The sequence below is a fragment of the Mangrovivirga cuniculi genome, from assembly GCF_005166025.1.
Lineage (GTDB): Bacteria > Bacteroidota > Bacteroidia > Cytophagales > Cyclobacteriaceae > Mangrovivirga > Mangrovivirga cuniculi.
The window spans coordinates 1,093,021-1,111,877 of sequence record NZ_CP028923.1 but is presented as its reverse complement, the minus strand read 5'-3'; the positions used below and the strand labels follow the sequence as shown (position 1 = coordinate 1,111,877).

The window sequence follows — 18,857 nt, the reverse complement described above, 5'->3', positions numbered from 1 at the left end:
GTTTTCCTGATTTTGAGATTTCGCTACCTGAAAAATAAAAAGTCGGGTAAATACTAAACTAAAAAACCTTATTCGTTTAGAAATAGAACAAGCTATTATTTCAATTTTCTTTTATCCTTTTTTACCCTGAGAGAACCAAAAATAACAGATGATGTGAAGGCAAAATAATATCTATTTGAAGTAGCGGTCATTCTTGATCCTATACCAAAACCAATATACCTTGAGACTGGAAATTCAATTCGGGGATTAAAATAAACTGCCAGTGAAGAAGATTCAAAATACCTCACATCACTCGAAGAATTATAAGAATACTCTGGTTCTTTTAACAAAGAGAACCCAATTCCTCCTACAAGATTGAATCTGATAGTTTCAATTTTATTTAAATAAAATACTTTGCCAAAAGCAGCACCACTATTAAAATTCTTCTCTGGAGGAATGGTGATAAAAGAGAAAATACTTGCATTTGGATTATTATACCAGATTGGCAAGCGGTAATATTCATTGTAGAAAATCTGAAAAAATAAATCCTTCTCAGTTATATAATTTAATGAAAATGATCGGCCTCCATAATTGCCCAAATCCCAACTATAATCAAAATATACAGAAGGCTCCATAGTCAGTTGCGCATTAGCTTTAAAGGCTACAATAAACAGGACAATAGCTAGCAGGCTTTTCATAGTTGACGTTAAAAATATCCGATGTGACTATTTAATTCCTTAAAACATTAAAAAATAATAAAAAAACAAAGATAAAGTAATTTCATAATTTTCTTAAACTACCGATTCTTGCACTAATTTTCAATTTAAATTAAAAGGTTTAAACAAGTGCAATATTTATATATTGCTTACTTCCATAAAACATACTCCAAACCGTAACCTTATTCAGAATTATTTTCTTTATTTAAAAATATCTTGTTAATTAGCATTCAGTAAGGAATTTACTATTTCAACCAAAACCAATACACATGTTATCAAGATGTTATGGCAGCGCAGTTCATGGCGTGGAAGCCGTTACTATTACGATCGAAGTGAGCGTAATGAAAGGCAATAAATTTTTTATGGTCGGCCTCCCCGACAATGCGGTAAAAGAAAGTGAACAAAGAGTTGAAGCGGCACTCAAATACAATGGTTATTATTTCCCCAGACAACGGGTAGTAGTAAACCTGGCCCCTGCAGATATTCGAAAAGAGGGTTCTTCTTACGACCTGACCATCGCCATGGGGATGCTGAAGTCTTCAGGTCAGATAATTGCCGATAAATTAGAAGATTACCTGATTATGGGTGAGCTCGCTCTTGATGGTTCACTCCGTCCAATCAAAGGAGCATTGCCAATATGTATCCAGGCCAGAAACGAAGGGTTTAAATATTTTATGCTTCCGGAAGCTAATTCCCACGAAGCTTCTATTGTAGAAGGCATCAAAGTTCTCCCAGTGCAATCCCTTAAACAGGCTATTGACCATATTGAAGGCTTTCAAAAAATTGAACCAATAAAAGTCGATCCCAATGATGCATATTTCACTAACCACAATGAATATGGCGTAGACTTTTCTGATGTTCAGGGACAGGAAAACATAAAGCGTGGAATGGAAATCGCAGCTGCAGGAGGCCATAACGTCCTGATGGTTGGTCCTCCGGGATCAGGAAAAACCATGCTGGCCAAAAGGTTGCCTTCGATTCTGCCACCTATGACCATGAGCGAAGCCCTGGAAACAACTAAGATTCATTCTGTAGCAGGTAAACTCGGAGAAAAAACCTCATTGCTAAATAGCCGGCCTTTCAGGTCACCCCACCATACAATTAGCGATGTAGCCTTAGTCGGTGGAGGTGGTCACCCTCAACCAGGAGAAATTTCCCTGGCGCATAACGGAGTCTTGTTTCTCGATGAACTTCCTGAATTTAAAAGAACAGTTTTAGAAGTGATGCGCCAGCCTTTAGAGGAAAGAACGGTAACCATTTCAAGGGCAAGGGCAACTGTAGATTTTCCCGCAAACTTTATGCTTATCGCTTCGATGAACCCAAGCCCATCTGGAGACTTTTATAATCCCGAGGAAGAACATCCTGATTCGGAAATGGCTGTGCAACGATATCTTAACAAGGTCAGTGGTCCGCTACTCGATAGAATTGATCTTCACATTGAAGTAACGCCGGTTTCTTTTGATGAAATGACCGCCCAGAGAAAAGCGGAAAGTAGTCAGTCGATTCGTGAGAGAGTACTCCTTGCCAGGCATATCCAGTTAGAACGATTTAAGGATATGGAAGGAATTCACAATAATGCCATGATGCCCTCCCAGTTGATTAAAAAAATGTGTCGCGTTGATGAGACAGGCAAAGAATTACTAAAATCTGCCATGGAAAGACTCGGATTGTCTGCCAGGGCTTATGATAGAATACTTAAAGTAGCCAGAACGATTGCCGATCTCGATCAAAGTGAAACCATTAAACCAGCTCATTTAGCAGAGGCCATTCAATACCGATCACTGGACAGGATGATGGGTATTGGGGTGTGAGAAATCTCAGAATCACAAAAAAACCGGCTGTTAGCCGGTTTTATAATTTCTTATTTAAAGAATAATACTTAATCCTGTTCGAATTGCAAACTCGCCCTGGTCAAAATAATAGTCCCCGATAAAATCCCATTTTAAATTTCCCCCAATCGGATGCGCATAACCAAAACCGAGGTTTGCATCAGAGTTATCTCCGATCAGCCCTCTGAATCTGATATATACCGGCTGCACAGGGTAAAATCGCATTCCCAATGCCACTCTGGTGGTGTTTCTCCAAATCTCAACACCTCCTGAAGCAGAGAAATTATTCCTGACAAAGTAATTAGCTTCTAAACCAATCTGGGCTTTTTCAAATAATCCATAATTATCTGTTTTAATGACATCAAGCCCTCCATGGAGCATCCATGAACCTGTATTTTGTGCCTTTGACGCTGACAACCCTAAAAATAAAAATAACCCAAAAAATAATATTCTTTTCATGACTGTTTTGATTTAATCCGCACGCAAAATATATTTTACTATTAACATTTCACATTTCTTGTCCGAGTTTTCTGTGTAATTAATAATGATTTAATTTTCGATAGGACTCATCTCAATTCATATTGAATTATTTAAGGAAAAAATATCGTAAGCACTCCTTAAAAAGAGTCATCGTCAAATAAAAGTATTATATTATTATGATCGATATCCGGATCATTGAATTTATAACCCAAATGATACTCAATGAAAATACTTGTAACTGGAGCTTATCATAAAGATCATGAAAAAACAAAAAACCTGATTAAAGGCCTCAAACTACTGGGGGTCAAAATTATAGAATTACCCTACCGATCTTTAAAAGTTGATCTTGCTAAAAAGATAGCATTATTATCAAGAAATGTAGATGCCGTTTTTCTTCCCGGGTTCACTCATTCAAATGTCAAACAGATAAAAAAATAAGCTATGCACCGGTATTGTTTGATCCGGAGATTTCAAATTTTCTCACTAAAGTCTACGATAAGAAAGAAGTTATACCCTATACCCAAGAGCAGCTAAACATTATTACAAGGATTACCGGGCTTTTAAATACGCTGACCTGGTATTCACAGAAACTAAGCAGTACAAAAGGTACTTCATGCAAAAAATGGGAGTTAAAGCAAGAAAGATCTCTGTTGTGCCATTTGGTGTAGATGCTTCTACCTATCATCCACTTAACGATTTGCTGCCGGATGAATTTTTTAGGGTGATGACAATTATTGAAAATACCCCCTGGACAGTATCTTATTAATTTTAGATGCTGCTGCCAGCTTAAAAGGTCAAAATATCAGGTTCGATCTTACGGGTGTCAATAGTGAACAAACAAAAATAATTAAATACATAACTGATAATGACATTAGAAATGTTAACCTGATCAATTTTGAAGATGAAAAGGAACTCAACCTCCTAATCAACTACTCTTCTGTTTGCCTGGGTATATTCGGAAATTCTAAAAAATCAAACCTGGGCATCCCAAAAGACCTGTTTAAATATGCTGCATGCAGAAAGCCAATAATTTCTAAAAATTCATTAGCCTTAAAAGAGGTATTTACGCCCGGCAGGGATATACTTGCAGTAGAAAATTCAGCAGAGAGAATTGCTTCAATGATCCGTGAATTAAAAAATGATCCCGAAATGGGACAAATGGTCGGTCACATGGCAAAGAAAAAAATTGAACGTGATCATCATTTCAGACATTCGGCGGCAATGTTACTTAAGGCAATGAAAAAATTAAAATTGAGATAAAATGAAAGTTTCGGGTTTTACCTTCATAAAAAATGCTATCAAATTTGACTACCCCATCGAAGAGGCAATAAAATCTATTCTTCCTTTATGTGATGAAGTAGTCGTAGCGGTTGGAGACTCGCAGGACGAAACCCGGAAACTAATAGAAAATATAGACCCGAAAATAAAGATTATTGATACTGTATGGGATCATTCACTTGCAGCAGGAGGTAAAGTACTGGCAGCTGAAACAAATAAGGCCTTTGAAAATGTATCTAAAGATAGCGATTGGTGTTTTTATATACAGGGTGATGAAGTGATGCATGAGAAATACATTCCGGAAGTCCGAAAGGCTATGGAAAAATGGAAAGATGATCCAAAAGTCGATGGCCTGCTATTTAATTACCTGCATTTTTATGCTTCTTACGATTATATAGGCACTTCTTCTAATTGGTACCGCCGTGAAATAAGGGTGATCAAAAATGATGCATCCATTTATTCTTACCGTGATGCCCAGGGCTTTAGAAAAAACGACGATGAAAAGCTGAATGTCAAGTTGATCGATGCTTTCATCTATCACTATGGCTGGGTGAAGGAGCCAAAAAAAATGCTGGCAAAAAGAGAGAACTTTGTAAAACTCTACAGGGGATCGGAAGCTAAAGAACAGCACGTCACTGATGAAGGATATGATTATTCAAGAATTGATGCCCTTGATCATTTTGAAGGTTCACACCCAAAAGTAATGCATGACCGGATCGAAAGAAAGAATTGGAAATTTGAACACGACATAACATATAGCCGATTATCTTTCAAAGAAAAGTTTAAACGATTCATTCGAAAAACAACCGGCTATCATATCTGGGAATATCGAAATTATAATCTTCTTAAATAATCAGGATTCCGATTCAGCACTTACGGAAGCTCGATATTGGGGTATCATGCGTTTATTTGTTAGCTGTTCAAAAGCATAGGCTAATCCAATCAGTTTTTTCTCCGACCAGGCTCTTCCAACAAATGAAACACCAATAGGCATACCATGAATATCTCCGGAAGGAACTGTTATATTCGGATATCCCGACATTGCTGCAGCGCCTGATGATCCTGCGTACCCATGATCTCCAAGCAGTAAGTCAATAGTCCATGACGGAGCATTTGTAGGCATGATTATCGCATCCAGATCATGTTCTTTCATGTATTTATCGATGCCATTTTTCTGAGTATTTGTCCGGATCTTTACAAGAGCGTCTAAATATTCCTGCTCCTTAAGCGATCCTTTTTTCTCAGCCATCTCGAAGATCTCCTGACCAAACCATTTTAATTCGGAGGATTCATTTTTCTTATTGTATTCGATCAATTCAGCTAAAGATTTATAAGGAGCGTCATAGGTTTTCAAATATTTGTTTAATCCGTCTTTAAACTCATAAAGCAAGACTGTCATTTCAGCATCTCCAATATCATCGCCCAGAATATTGTCGATCTCAATTATTTGTGCCCCGGCTTCCCGCATTGCTAATATCGATTTCTCCATAGCAGCATCAACTTCTTTATGCTTACCCATGTAGTTTTTTGCCACCCCTAAGCGGGCATCTTTCAATGAAAGCTCATCCAGGGCATCATCAAAATTCATGTCATCTGCCATCTCCTGGGTTGCCGGATCACTTGAATCTTTCCCCATACATGCTGCCAGCAATACTGCTGCATCAGAAACTGTCCTCGCCATCGGTCCGGCTGTATCCTGAGTATGAGAAATAGGTATGATTCCCTCTCGACTCCACAATCCAACTGTGGGCTTTATTCCTACAATTCCATTGATTCCCGAAGGACAAACTATCGATCCATTGGTTTCTGTACCAATAGCAACCGCACACATATTTGCTGCCACGGCAACACCACTTCCACTACTTGAACCACATGGAGAACGATCCAGAGAATATGGGTTTTTACACTGACCTCCTACTCCACTCCATCCTGAAGAGGATCTTACTGATCTGAAATTTGCCCATTCACTAAGATTTGCTTTACCAAGGATCACCGCACCGGCCTCCTCGAGCTTATTAATTATAAAAGCATTATCAGGGGTGTGATTACTTAACGCCAGAGACCCGGCTGTTGTCGGCATGCCTGAAATGTTAATATTATCTTTGATCAAAACGGGAATTCCATGCATCGGACCTTTCGTCTTTCCCGCTACTCTTTCTGCATCTCGTTGCCTGGCCTGATCTTCCGCTTTGGGATTTACAGCGATAACCGCTTTTAAATTCGGCCCATTATGATTTAACTCTTCTATACGCTTTAAGTATGCCTTAGTAAGCTTATAAGATGTCAGGTCTCCACTTTCCATCGACCGCCGCATACGGGCGATATCCCATTCGAGAAATTCAAAATTATTATACTTGTTCTTTGAGGAATTTGATTGCTGGTTTTCCGAAGCCAGAATTTGACTACCTGGCAATATACTTAAAGCCCCGGCTGCAACTGATCCCGACAGGCTGTTCTTTAAAAAATTACGTCTTTTCATGATTAGAATTTCGATTTTCTTTAAAATAGTTAGAAAATCGAACTCAACCAACATTATTTCTTTTCAGCCAGTAATTTTTCAAGCTCCATCATCTCATCACGGAGACGGGCAGCCTCCATAAAATCCAGATCTTTGGCAGCTTTTTCCATCTTTTTCATAGTCGCAGTCTTTTGCTTTTCAAGCTGTTCTTTATTCATATACTGAACAACCGGGTCAGCCGCCACTGATGTTTCTTCAGGACCGGAATAATATTTTTTCGTTCCTTTTTTAGCATCGGCAACTTTTGTAGAACTCAAGACTTGTTCGCGCTCACGTCCTACTGTTTGTGGTGTAATGCCATGCTTCTCATTATATTCTTGCTGAACAGTTCTTCTACGGTCGGTTTCATCAATCGCCGTTTGCATGCTCGCAGTAATCTTATCTGCATACATGATCACCTTACCATTGACATTTCTTGCTGCACGGCCAATAGTCTGAACCAGACTACGCTGATTTCTCAGAAAGCCTTCTTTGTCAGCATCCAAAATTGCCACTAATGAAACTTCCGGTAGATCAAGTCCTTCTCTCAAAAGGTTTACACCAACAAGTACATCGAAAATACCCAATCTTAATTCTCTTAAAATCTCTACTCTGTCAAGTGGTTTAACCTCTGAATGAATGTACCGGCATTTTATATTAGCCCTTTCTAAAAATAAGGTCAGCTCTTCAGCCATTCTCTTAGTCAAAGTAGTCACCAATACCCTGTCTTTCATCTTGATTCGCTCGATAATCTCATGTAAAAGATCATCGATCTGGTCACCGCTTGGCCTGACATCAATCTTCGGGTCCAGTAACCCAGTCGGTCTAATTAATTGCTCGACTATTACCCCTTCAGACTTTTGTAATTCATAATCTCCCGGAGTAGCAGTAACATACACTACCTGGTTTATCATGGTTTCAAACTCGTTGAAATCCAATGGTCTGTTATCCATTGCAGAGGGTAGTCTGAATCCATGTTCTACAAGATTGACTTTACGTGATCGGTCTCCACCCCACATAGCTCTCACCTGCGGCACAGTGACATGGCTCTCGTCAATGACCATCATGTAATCATCAGGAAAATAATCTAAAAGGCAGAAAGGCCTGCTACCTGGGGTCCGGCGGTCAAAATATCTGGAATAATTTTCTATACCCGAACAATACCCCAACTCCCTGATCATCTCAAGATCAAATTCTGTTCTTTCTTTTAATCTCTTAGCTTCCAGGAACCGGCCTTCGCGTTCAAAGTAATTAACCTGCTTGACCATATCATTCTGAATCTCATTGATTGCCTGTTGAAGTACATCTTTTCCGGTCACGAACAGATTAGCCGGGAAAATTGTGATTCGGTTTTCTGAAGCGATCTTTTTCCCAGTTTCGGGATCTACGCGGTGAATTTCCTCGATTTCATCTCCCCAGAAAATTATCCTGTAGGCAAAATCAGCATAGGCCACGAAAATATCTACTGTATCTCCTTTTACCCTGAATTTTCCATGTGTGAATTCAGTCTCCGAACGGGCATATAAAATATCGACTAATGCATATAAAAACTGACTCCTCGGTATTCGATCACCAACAGCTACTTTAATGACATTTTTCCCGAATTCTTCCGGATTACCAATACCATAAATACAGCTTACAGAAGCTACAACAATAACATCCCGGCGTCCGGATAATAAAGCAGAGGTTGCACTCAATCTCAACTTTTCAATTTCATCGTTTATCGAAAGATCTTTTTCGATATAGACATTGGTTCCTGGATTAAAAGCCTCAGGTTGATAATAGTCATAATAGGATATAAAATATTCTACAGCATTATCGGGAAAGAATTGCTTCAATTCTCCATAAAGCTGGGCCGCAAGAGTTTTATTATGTGATAGTACCAATGTTGGTTTGTCTACATTCTGAATTACATTGGCCATCGTAAAGGTTTTACCCGATCCGGTTACACCCAACAATACCTGTGCAGGTTCATTATTGTTAATGCCCTCGGTGAGTTGCTCTATGGCTTTCGGCTGATCACCTGTTGGCTCATACTGAGATTGTAACTTAAATGACATGAAAATTATTTCTTGCTAGCGTCAAATAACTTTTGCTTTTCTTCCTTGGAAAGTGAACTATACCCCTTTTCGGATATCTTATCCAGAATTCTATCAATTTCTTCCTGGGATGCATTACCTGAAGAAGTAGAAGTAGTCGAACTTCGTTTGCTACCGGTAGATTTAGCACTTTGTTTTTTATAGGTTACCTTAATTTTCGGCTTTGGTTTAAATAAACCTCTGAAGAAGGAAATTATCGCATAAACCCATCTTCCCAGATCGGTGCCTTTTTGTAATTGACTTACATAAAGCCATCCCATAAATGCACCCCCGAGATGAGCAACATTTCCTCCGGCATTATCTCCTACCGATCCGATAAATGATACAACCACAAAGAAGGCAGCTATATACTTTATTCTTACTGGCCCTAAAAGCAACAGGTGAAAAGTATAATTAGGCAAAAGTGTTGCAGCTCCAACCATTATGGCATTTACTGCAGCTGACGCACCAATCATTCCCAGAATTGGGGTTCTTTCAATATAAAAGGGAACAAAATTATAGGCCAGAAGATAAAGTATCGCACCGAATATCGCACCATTTATATAAATACTAATTACTCTGTCACTACCCAAATATTCTGTAATCAGTCTTCCAAACCAATAGAGGAAAAGCATATTAAACAGAATGTGAAAGATATCTCTCAGGTTATGTGCAAAGGCGTAAGTAATAATTGTCCATGGGCGTGTAATGAATTCCGAGAATGCTCCGGGAATATAAAAAAGCTCTACAAGAAAGGTATTCCCAAATTCTCCAAACCCTGATAAATTGGTAATAACCGTCACCACTGCCATAGCCAAAAACACAATGACATTGATGAATATCAATTGCATCACGGCATTATTCGGCCGATTCCATGCATTTTTAAAATCATCTACAAATGAATTTAACATTATAATTCTTAATCTTATTAACTATATTTTTATACGTAACGATTCCAGTATTTGATCATAATAAACCCAAAAAGCATACCTCCTAAGTGAGCAAAGTGAGCGACATTGTCATTTGGTGCTGCCTGGAATACTGAATATAACTCATAAGCCCCATAAAACATGACAAAATACTTTGCCTTTATCGGTATTGGTGGAAATAACAACATCAATACTACGTTTGGGAAGAGCATTCCAAATGCTAACAGGATACCAAAAATTGCTCCTGAAGCCCCGACAGTCGGGATATTGGCATACCTTTCATAAACTATCCTTGCAACATCTATCGCTGTTTTTCTTAATTCCAGGTTGTTCGGATTTTCCGACCATTCATTCTTTAGATCAAATATGTTTACGCGGTCTATTTTCCTTCCATATCCATTCCCCATATCCTGGACATAATAATCCAGGGTCACATGTTCCTGAACAAAATAATCAAAGTTCTCAGGTGTCGGCTGACTAATAAACTCATTATATCCCTCTTCTATTGGCCTTACTTCCGCATACATTACACCAGTCTGTATTAATCCGGCTCCAAGACCACAAACCATATAATAGATCAAAAAGTTCTTTGCTCCCCAGGTTCTCTCAAGATTTGGCCCGAAAATAAAAAGTGCAAGCATATTTCCGAATAGGTGCCAAAGATAAAATCCTCCTCTCGGATCGGCATATGCATGAGTGAACATATAAGTAACAAACTGAAATGGCTCAAAGTTCTCTGACCTGACATAATAAAGTCCAAGGAAATTATTTATATCAGCTCCGAAATAGGAATTAATGACATTAGCCAATATGAAGATCAAAATATTGATCAGTAACAGGTTCTTAACAACAGGTGTTAACCGTCCAAACATATAATTATCTGTTTAACAATTGTGCTATTTCTTCAAGTGAAAGAAGTCTGAATACTGTCTTTCCATCAGGAGTGAAATTAGGATTTTTACAGGCAAAAAGCTGATTAATTAACGATTCACATTCTTCTTTTTGCATCACTTTACCTTTTTTCACACAAGATCTCTTAGCTAGTGATCGTGCAAGCTTCTCTCTAACAGGTAAATCAAGATCTGACTGATAATGTTTATACTGTTCCAGCAATCCTTCAAAAATTTCTTTTTCACTCCTGTCAGCCAGATCAGAAGGAATCCCTCTGATAATCAATGCATTCTTTCCAAACACCTCCACTTCAAATCCAAGCTTTAGTATTTCATCCTCAAGATCAAGATATAGAGAAAAATCACCCGGACTTAACTCCATCGTCTGTGGAAACAATGATTGCTGACTCCCCGCATTTCCGGATTCAGCTGAAACGATATATTTCTCAAATAAAATCCGTTCGTGAGCAGCCTGCTGATCGATCAGCATCATACCAGATCTGACCTGTGTGATTAAATATTGATTGTGGAGCTGAAAGGTCGAAGCGCCCTCATACTTCTCCTCATTCTGATTCCAATTGGAAGAAGCTTTACTTTCAAATGTTAATGAACTGGATTCTTCACTTTGTTCTTCCTCTTCAAATTCTTCAAAATTTAATGCTGAACTTCTCAGGTCTCCTTGTAGCTTCCTTTCCTCCTCAGTCAACTTTGGAATAGCCTCTGATTGAGCTGAATCAAACAATTTATCCCAGTTTTTGAGATTATTACTCTCCCTTTTAGTAGGCTTGTTTCCTTGAAAGTTATTTATTCCTGAGGAAAAGGTTCTTGTTCCTGAACTTCTCTGTTCTGCAGCGGCATCAAAATTTACATCAGTTTCAAAGTCCAGCGACGGACTGAAGTTATGCAATCCTAATGCTTGTTTAACAGCCGCGTGAATGACAGCATAAACTGCTCGTTCATCGTCAAGTTTTATCTCTGTTTTCGTTGGGTGTACATTTATATCAATGTGTTTAGGGTCTATTTCCATAAACAACACAAAAAACGGAAAACTCCCTTCGGGAATAAGTTGTTCAAAGGCCCTGGTAACAGCGTGATTTAGATAAGCACTTTTAATAAACCGGTTATTCACAAAAAAATACTGATCACCACGAGTCTTCTTGGCACTTTCCGGCCTTCCGATATATCCTTTTACAGATACAAATTCGGTTTCAGCTTCGCATGCAGCCAGTTGTTGTTGATATTTTTTACCGAAAATACCAACTATTCTCTGAGACAGCTTACCTTCTGAAAGATTAAACAGCTCCATATCATTTTGATATAGAACAAAAGTTTTTTCAGAATGAGCCAAAGCAACTCGTTGAAATTCTTCAATGATATGCTTCATCTCCACCGCATTAGATTTCAGAAAATTTCTCCTGGCAGGAACATTAAAAAACAAATTCTTCACTGAAGTAGTGGTTCCTTCAGGGCAGGCCACCGGTTCTTGTTTTTTAACTTCTGAACCCTCAATGCATATTAAAGTACCTAATTCTTCTCCTTCACAACGAGTTTTCATCTCTACTTGTGCAACCGCAGCAATCGATGCCATAGCTTCTCCACGAAAACCCATCGTTTTGATATTAAAAAGATCATTAGATTGTCTGATCTTCGATGTAGCATGTCTTTCAAAACTCATTCTTGCGTCAGTCCCAGTCATACCACACCCATTATCGGTAACCTGGATTAGCGCCCGACCGGCATCTTTAATACGAAGAGTGATATGATCCGCTCCGGCATCAATAGAATTTTCAAGAAGCTCTTTAACTACTGATGAGGGACGCTGAACTACTTCTCCTGCTGCAATCTGGTTTGCTATTGCATCTGGAAGCAGCTGAATTACATCTGACATGCTTATTCTTTACTTTTAAAAATGTTTCTAAATCTGTAAATAAGATAAATAGGAATAGCTGACCATCCTAAATAATAAAAAACAATATTGCCCCATTCTAACCAGGCGTAACCCACGCCAATAAATAACAATACGATCACCCAACGTAATGTTTGAGCTTTCAATTCATTTCGCTTATGCCTTCGCAAATTCTCCTCTAGCTGCTGTCTGAAGGCTTTTCTGTCTTCAGGGTCTTTAGAAACATGAGGGTTCTGAAGGTCTGCCAGATACTGTTTTCGTTTGTTTTCTATCCTTTCCTTTACAGGGTCGTATATACGGGGCTGATAGTCAAAACGCTTATATCTCGGCTTTTTCTTACCAAAAAAAGGGACATTTGCCATAATCCTTTCCAAACACTTACGTTAGATAATAAATTTAGGTAAAAGATTTCTCTTCTACGATTTCAATTAACTAAATTCACAAAATACAAATCTAGTTTTTAATTTGTTGAATACATAATTTGTAAAACGCCACCATGAGCAAAAAGTTCCGATTGTATTTTTTATTAAGTCTGCTAACTATTTTTTTTACCAAAGCCCAGGATCCTCTTGCGGCCGACGATGTTCAGGCACAGGATAAATGGGTTGACAGTGTTTTTAACAGCCTTTCTCCTGACCAGAGGATCGGTCAGCTTTTCATGGTTGCTGCCTATTCCAATAAAGGACAAAGTCATCAGCAATATCTGGATAAGCTGGTAGAAGAAAATCATATCGGTGGACTAATAACTATGCAAGGTGGTCCTGGCAGGCAAATCAATATGCTCAATAGACTGCAGGAAAAAGCAAATGTACCTTTGCTTATAGGAGCCGATTATGAATGGGGGCTCAGCATGCGTCTTGATTCGACTTTCACCTTCCCTAAGCAGATGACCATTGGTGCTTTACGTCAAAATCAGCATATATACGATATGGGTGCAGAAATTGCCCATCAATGTCAGACAGTTGGTGTTCATATAAATTTTGCTCCTGTTTCAGATATAAATAACAATCCGGCTAACCCTGTGATAGGCAAAAGAGCTTTTGGTGAAGACAGGGTGAATGTTGCACTTAAAAGTATGACCTACATGAAGGGTCTTCAGGATAATAAAATCATCGCTACAGCCAAACACTTCCCCGGCCATGGCGATACGGATAAAGACTCACATCTGACCCTGCCTGTAATTAAACACAACATGTATCGGTTAGATAGTGTTGAGCTTTTTCCTTTCAAATTACTAATTAACGAAGGTGCACAAGGTGTGATGGTTGCCCATTTGCAAGTACCGGAACTGGAAGCATCTCTTAATACACCAACTACCCTTTCTAAAAACACGGTTACAAACCTTCTAAAAGAAGAATTAAAATTCAATGGGTTGATAATAACCGATGCGTTGAACATGCAGGGAGTCGCTAAATTTTATCAGCCCGGTGAAGTGGAAGTTAAAGCACTTCAAGCAGGAAATGATGTTCTTTTATTCTCAGAAGATGTCTCTATAGGAGTTGAAAAGATCAAAGAAGCAATCAAAAAAGGAGCGTTATCTGAGGAAAGAATTAATTATAGTGTTAAAAAAATTCTCAAGGCTAAATACCTGGTTGGTTTAAATGATTACAAACCAGCCAACATGGACAATCTGGAAAAGAAACTTTTCAGTAGTGAAGCAATTAAAGTTCGCAGGAGAATTTATTCAGGAGCGATGACGGTAGCTTCTAATGATAAAGGAAGTATCCCGGTTAAACAACTTGAAAATAAAAAGATCGCTTCTTTGGTGGTCGGCCCTTCGAGAAAAAACACATTCCAGAAATATTTATCTAAATATGCCCAGGTAGACCACTATCAATTACCTGAAAATGGAAGAGGAAATACTCTTTTTAGTGGTTTGAAGAACGAACTCACTCAATATGATATCGTAATTATCGGGTACCACGACATCAACGATAGAAGTCGGTCAAATTTTGGTGTATATCCTGACCACCTTGAGTTAATAAAAAGTATTGCAAAAGAAACAAAGGTGATCCTGACTGTCTTTGGCACACCCTATTCACTTAAGCTCTTTGAAGACTTCGAAAGTGTGCTATGCGCTTATGAAAACAATTCGATTACCCAGGAAATAGCACCACAAATAATATTTGGAGCAATGGAGGCTGAAGGAAGATTACCGGTCACTGCTTCTTCCAAGTTTATCCAGGGAATTGGTCTGAATTCCGCTACACTCAACAGACTGGGATTTGATATTCCTGAAAATGCCGGGATGGACTCAAGGGTCCTGACAAAAATAGATGATATCGCTGAAGAAGCTATTCAAACCCAGGCAACTCCAGGATGCCAGGTACTTGTAGCAAAAAACGGCAAAATCGTTTATGAAAAAGCATATGGATACATGACCTACGACTCCTTAACACCTGTTACTACAGAAACAGTATATGATATTGCTTCTGTGACCAAGGTAGTCGCTACACTTCAGGCTGTAATGTTGCTTCACGATTATGGACTGATTGATATTAATGCGAAATTATCAAGATATTTACCCGAATTAAAAGATACCAACAAAGGCAATATCATAATAAAAGACCTGCTCTCTCACCAGGCAGGCCTGAAATCCTATATTCCTTATTGGGTAAAGACAATGAATAATAACAGGTTGATACCTGAACTTTATACAGACCGGCCTAATGAAGAATTTCCTTTATTGATATCAGACAGGATATATGGTCATAAATCTTTACCAGATAGTGTCTGGCAATGGACTATACAGTCTGATATGAGAAAGAAAAAAATGGTCGGTATGATTACAAATATAGTGACCTCACATTCATATTCATGCACCGGCTGGTTGAGACAATAATTAATCAACCTATTGAGGATTTTCTTTACCAGAACTTTTATACCCCAATGGGGCTGGGAACTACCAAGTACATAGCATCTACTTTACTAAATAAGGAAATAATTGCTCCAACCGCTTATGATGGTAAATTCAGGCAAACCCAGATTCATGGGCTGGTACATGACGAAGGAGCAGCTTTGATGGGAGGCGTTGCCGGCCATGCCGGGCTCTTCTCAACTGCACAAGAATTGGCAGTAATACTGCAAATGAATCTAAATGGGGGTATTTATGGTGGCAACCGGTATTTAAGTCAGTCTACGATACAAGAATTTACAAGCACGCATTTTGAAGATAACAGAAGAGGATTAGGCTGGGACAAGCCGGCGGATGATGATAAGTATTCTCCGACCTCCAGATATTGTTCACTCGAAACTTACGGGCATAATGGATTTACCGGTACAACTGTATGGGTAGACCCGGAATTTGATCTTGTTTATATATTTTTAAGTAACCGGATTTATCCGGACGCATCTAACTGGACCTTAATGCGTAACGACATCCGAACACGCATCCAGGATGTCATTTATGAGTCAATATTCTCATATGAAAAGTTCAAAAGCTAAAAAATTGTTGTAACCTAATGGTCAATTTTGAAGTTTATTGTAAAAAAACATAAAACATGAATATTGGAATTGTATGTTACCCAACCTATGGAGGAAGTGGCGTTGTCGCTACCGAACTAGGTAAGGCGCTGGCACAGGAAGGTCATAATGTTCACTTTATAACTTATTCGCAACCAACTCGTCTGGACTTCTTCAATGAAAATTTATTTTATCACGAAGTCGATATACAAACATACCCCCTATTTCAATATCCTCCTTATGAACTTGCATTAGCCAGTAAGCTTGTAAATGTCGTTAAATATGAAAAATTAGACATTTTACACGTGCACTATGCGATACCTCATGCCTCTGCCGCTTATATGGCTAAACAGATCTTAGCAACTGAAGGAATCAATATTCCGGTAATAACTACACTACACGGCACTGATATTACGTTGGTGGGTAAAGATCCTACTTACGAACCTGTGGTTACTTTTTCTATAAACCAGTCTGATGGAATTACCGCTGTTTCCCAAGACCTGAAGGAAGACACCTACGCTCATTTTAATATTTCTAAAGAAATTGAAGTCATTCCTAACTTTATCGATCTTGATAGGTTTAAAAAACAGAAAAAAGATCATTTCAGAAGGGCAATTTGTCCTGAAAACGAAGCGTTAATTATTCATACATCCAATTTCAGAAAAGTAAAAAGAGTACAGGATGTGGTTAAAATATTCAACAATATTAGGAAAGTTGTTCCTTCAAAGTTATTATTAGTAGGAGACGGACCTGAAAGGACAAACACGGAAAGTTTATGCCGGGAATTGGGAGCTTGTAATGACATCAGGTTTTTAGGGAAACTTGATGCAGTTGAAGAAATACTTTCTGTTGCAGACCTTTTCATAATGCCAAGTGAAAAAGAAAGTTTTGGTCTGGCTGCATTAGAGGCAATGGCATGCGAAGTACCCGTTTTAAGTACAAATGCCGGAGGATTGCCTGAGCTTAATATAAATGGCGTTACCGGATTTACATGTGATGTTGGAGATATTGAGGCGATGACCGGAAGAGCACTCGAAATTCTTGATCCAAAAAACCTGGGTCTCTTCAAAAAGAATGCTCTTAACAGAGCAAAGGAATTCGAAATAAAAAATATATTGCCAAAATACGAATCTTTTTATGAACGGTTTTTGAATAAAAAAACTGCTGTATAAATTTGTAATACATCAATCAAACACCACTGCATGAATGATAATGCTAAAACCGCCAGAAAGTTGGATGAGCACCAGCAATCTGCAAAAATGTTCGAAAATCCAGTACTCGAACGACTAAGGAAATCTCACATTGCTGTACCAATATCGATTTTTGTAATTATATCGATCGGACTTTTGGTATATGCAACTAGTACTACATCCATACCAGCTACTACCACTATCGGTTTATTCTTTGTTGGTATCTTTGTCTTTACCCTGGTTGAATACGTGGTTCACAAAGAAGTCTATCATGCTAAAACTGACTCGTTGTTAAAACAAGGACACACTTTTCATCATGAGTACCCTAAGCAAAGATCTTTTCTGGCTATGCCCCCTATTATGAGTGTGATAACAGCAATTGTATTATTCTTGTTATTCAGACTGATATTAAATGACTATAGCTTTTCGTTTCTTGCAGGATTTTTACTGGCTTATGCCGGGTATCTGGTTATTCATGCCATAACCCATATTTACAAACCACCAAAAAACTTTCTGAAGATCTGGTGGAAACATCACCTGGTTCATCATTACAACGACAAAGTTAATTTTGGGGTGACCTCTCCCTTCTGGGATCATATTTTTGGTACAGTTGAAAAAAAATAGCCCGGTAGTAGCGATAGCAGGTTGTGGTTGGACTGGCTTACCTCTTGGTAAAAAACTATCTATAGATAATTACCAGGTTAAAGGCTCTGTCAGACATGATGAAAAAATTACCATCCTTAATAACGCTGGCATTACCCCTTACTTAATGAATTTACCTGATGAGGTAAATAAACGCTTTTTCACAGAGAATGATTTTCTGGTAATTTCAATTCCCGCTGGGACAAAATCGGGTAAGGGAAAATTATATCTCGAATCGATCAGGGAAATAATTAAACAGTTAAAACTATTAAGCCCCGGATTATCCAAAGTGATTTTACTTAGCTCAATTGGTATTTACCCTCACGATGAAGGGCAATGGACTGAAGATAGTGGTTTTGAGCTAGAATCAGATAAACAAAATATCATCCGAACTGCGGAAAAACTAATACAGGAAAATTTTGAAAATAATTTAATTCTGAGACTGGGAGGTTTGATGGGGTATGACAGGTATCTGGCTAAATATTACTTAAAAAAAGATATACTTGATATCGATCCAACTCCTGTAAATTATGTCCATCGTGATGATGTGATCGATGTGGTCATTGAAGGAATCCAAAAAGATCATCGTGGAATTTACAATGTGGTTGCGCCTGAACACCCTCCAAAATACGAAGTGATACAAAACAGCGCTCACAGCAAATCAGTCAAACTACCACCATCAGGTAAAAAATTAACTCCTGAAAGTCGCACGATCTCCGGTAAAAAACTAATGAATGAATGGGATTTCGGGTTCAAATACCCTGACCCTAACAGATTTTGGTCTAATTAAGCATCAACAGTTTTCTCTACTGACTTCTCAGTATCTACTTTTGTATAAGTAGGGCAAGTATATTGAGTACAACTCATGCTTACAAAAAATAATGCTACTGCTGCACTGAAAGCTACTACTTTTTTAACTCTTTTCATTTCTTAAGGTATTTGTCGTACGTCTCATCCTAATGTATGAGACCAGAATTAAAC

General features: G+C 38.3%; 19 protein-coding genes. 10 read left to right on the top strand and 9 right to left on the bottom strand.

The genetic code is table 11. From position 1 onward, the window contains the following. Positions 1–95 precede the first annotated feature (95 nt). Positions 96–677 carry a hypothetical protein gene (locus DCC35_RS05115; protein WP_137089770.1) on the bottom strand — a complete coding sequence of 194 codons (582 nt, stop codon included), beginning with the start codon at positions 675–677 and terminating at the stop codon, positions 96–98. A gap of 287 nt (positions 678–964) precedes the next feature. Between DCC35_RS05115 and DCC35_RS05110 the strand changes: the two genes are divergently transcribed. Beyond that, complete coding sequence (locus DCC35_RS05110; RefSeq protein ID WP_137089769.1) at positions 965–2,506, top strand: YifB family Mg chelatase-like AAA ATPase; 1,542 nt, start codon at positions 965–967, stop codon at positions 2,504–2,506. Positions 2,507–2,560: 54 nt separating this feature from the next. On the opposite strand, the gene DCC35_RS05105 is transcribed toward DCC35_RS05110, so the two are convergent. After that, positions 2,561–2,983 carry a hypothetical protein gene (locus DCC35_RS05105; RefSeq protein WP_137089768.1) on the bottom strand — a complete coding sequence of 141 codons (423 nt, stop codon included), beginning with the start codon at positions 2,981–2,983 and terminating at the stop codon, positions 2,561–2,563. A 243-nt stretch (positions 2,984–3,226) separates the two neighbouring features. Between DCC35_RS05105 and DCC35_RS05100 the strand changes: the two genes are divergently transcribed. The 4 genes from DCC35_RS05100 (at position 3,227) to DCC35_RS05090 (ending at position 5,135) form a co-directional block, all read left to right on the top strand. Then, positions 3,227–3,442 carry a hypothetical protein gene (locus DCC35_RS05100; protein WP_137089767.1) on the top strand — a complete coding sequence of 72 codons (216 nt, stop codon included), beginning with the start codon at positions 3,227–3,229 and terminating at the stop codon, positions 3,440–3,442. Positions 3,443–3,626: 184 nt separating this feature from the next. Further along, positions 3,627–3,770: a hypothetical protein gene (locus tag DCC35_RS20595; RefSeq protein ID WP_175402718.1), complete on the top strand. Its 144-nt coding sequence runs from the start codon at positions 3,627–3,629 to the stop codon at positions 3,768–3,770. Beyond that, complete coding sequence (locus tag DCC35_RS22015; RefSeq protein ID WP_137092594.1) at positions 3,752–4,264, top strand: glycosyltransferase; 513 nt, start codon at positions 3,752–3,754, stop codon at positions 4,262–4,264. Before DCC35_RS20595 ends, DCC35_RS22015 begins: the two co-directional genes overlap by 19 nt. Position 4,265: 1 nt before the next feature. Continuing rightward, positions 4,266–5,135, top strand: a complete 870-nt coding sequence (locus tag DCC35_RS05090) for a glycosyltransferase family protein (protein ID WP_137089766.1) — start codon at positions 4,266–4,268, stop codon at positions 5,133–5,135. Here the strand turns inward: DCC35_RS05090 and DCC35_RS05085 are convergent, their stop codons facing one another. From DCC35_RS05085 to DCC35_RS05060, 6 genes are read right to left on the bottom strand one after another with little or no spacing between them, the layout of a single operon-like run. Beyond that, positions 5,136–6,761: an amidase gene (locus DCC35_RS05085; protein WP_137089765.1), complete on the bottom strand. Its 1,626-nt coding sequence runs from the start codon at positions 6,759–6,761 to the stop codon at positions 5,136–5,138. 53 nt (positions 6,762–6,814) lie between these two features. Beyond that, a complete protein-coding gene (uvrB, locus tag DCC35_RS05080) occupies positions 6,815–8,839 on the bottom strand; it encodes an excinuclease ABC subunit UvrB (RefSeq protein ID WP_137089764.1) in 2,025 nt (674 codons plus the stop codon). Positions 8,840–8,844: 5 nt separating this feature from the next. Continuing rightward, a complete protein-coding gene (locus tag DCC35_RS05075; protein WP_137089763.1) occupies positions 8,845–9,768 on the bottom strand; it encodes a rhomboid family intramembrane serine protease in 924 nt (307 codons plus the stop codon). A 29-nt stretch (positions 9,769–9,797) separates the two neighbouring features. Further along, positions 9,798–10,658: a rhomboid family intramembrane serine protease gene (locus tag DCC35_RS05070; RefSeq protein ID WP_137089762.1), complete on the bottom strand. Its 861-nt coding sequence runs from the start codon at positions 10,656–10,658 to the stop codon at positions 9,798–9,800. 4 nt (positions 10,659–10,662) lie between these two features. Beyond that, the gene (mutL, locus tag DCC35_RS05065) at positions 10,663–12,564 is read right to left on the bottom strand and encodes a DNA mismatch repair endonuclease MutL (protein ID WP_137089761.1); all 1,902 of its coding nucleotides are present in this window, start codon (positions 12,562–12,564) and stop codon (positions 10,663–10,665) included. A 2-nt stretch (positions 12,565–12,566) separates the two neighbouring features. Next, on the bottom strand, positions 12,567–12,944 hold the full coding sequence (locus tag DCC35_RS05060) for a hypothetical protein (protein ID WP_217495915.1): 378 nt from the start codon (positions 12,942–12,944) through the stop codon (positions 12,567–12,569). Between the two features lie 134 nt (positions 12,945–13,078). Here DCC35_RS05060 and DCC35_RS05055 point away from each other — a divergent pair, with 134 nt between their 5' ends. Genes DCC35_RS05055 through DCC35_RS05035 form a run of 5 tightly spaced genes read left to right on the top strand, consistent with a single transcriptional unit; the run spans position 13,079 to position 18,666 of the window. Then, entirely contained in the window at positions 13,079–15,424 is a 2,346-nt protein-coding gene (locus DCC35_RS05055; RefSeq protein ID WP_137089759.1) for a glycoside hydrolase family 3 N-terminal domain-containing protein, read from the top strand. After that, positions 15,400–16,026, top strand: a complete 627-nt coding sequence (locus DCC35_RS05050) for a serine hydrolase domain-containing protein (protein WP_137089758.1) — start codon at positions 15,400–15,402, stop codon at positions 16,024–16,026. The genes DCC35_RS05055 and DCC35_RS05050 overlap by 25 nt, the downstream gene beginning before the upstream one ends. Before the next feature lie 56 nt (positions 16,027–16,082). Beyond that, entirely contained in the window at positions 16,083–17,216 is a 1,134-nt protein-coding gene (bshA, locus tag DCC35_RS05045; protein WP_137089757.1) for an N-acetyl-alpha-D-glucosaminyl L-malate synthase BshA, read from the top strand. Between the two features lie 30 nt (positions 17,217–17,246). Beyond that, positions 17,247–17,858, top strand: a complete 612-nt coding sequence (locus DCC35_RS05040; protein ID WP_246070147.1) for a sterol desaturase family protein — start codon at positions 17,247–17,249, stop codon at positions 17,856–17,858. After that, positions 17,845–18,666, top strand: coding sequence for a Rossmann-fold NAD(P)-binding domain-containing protein (locus DCC35_RS05035; RefSeq protein WP_175402717.1), 822 nt, complete (start codon positions 17,845–17,847; stop codon positions 18,664–18,666). The genes DCC35_RS05040 and DCC35_RS05035 overlap by 14 nt, the downstream gene beginning before the upstream one ends. On the opposite strand, the gene DCC35_RS20590 is transcribed toward DCC35_RS05035, so the two are convergent. Next, positions 18,663–18,803, bottom strand: a complete 141-nt coding sequence (locus DCC35_RS20590) for a hypothetical protein (protein ID WP_175402716.1) — start codon at positions 18,801–18,803, stop codon at positions 18,663–18,665. The genes DCC35_RS05035 and DCC35_RS20590 overlap by 4 nt on opposite strands. Positions 18,804–18,857: the final 54 nt, after the last annotated feature.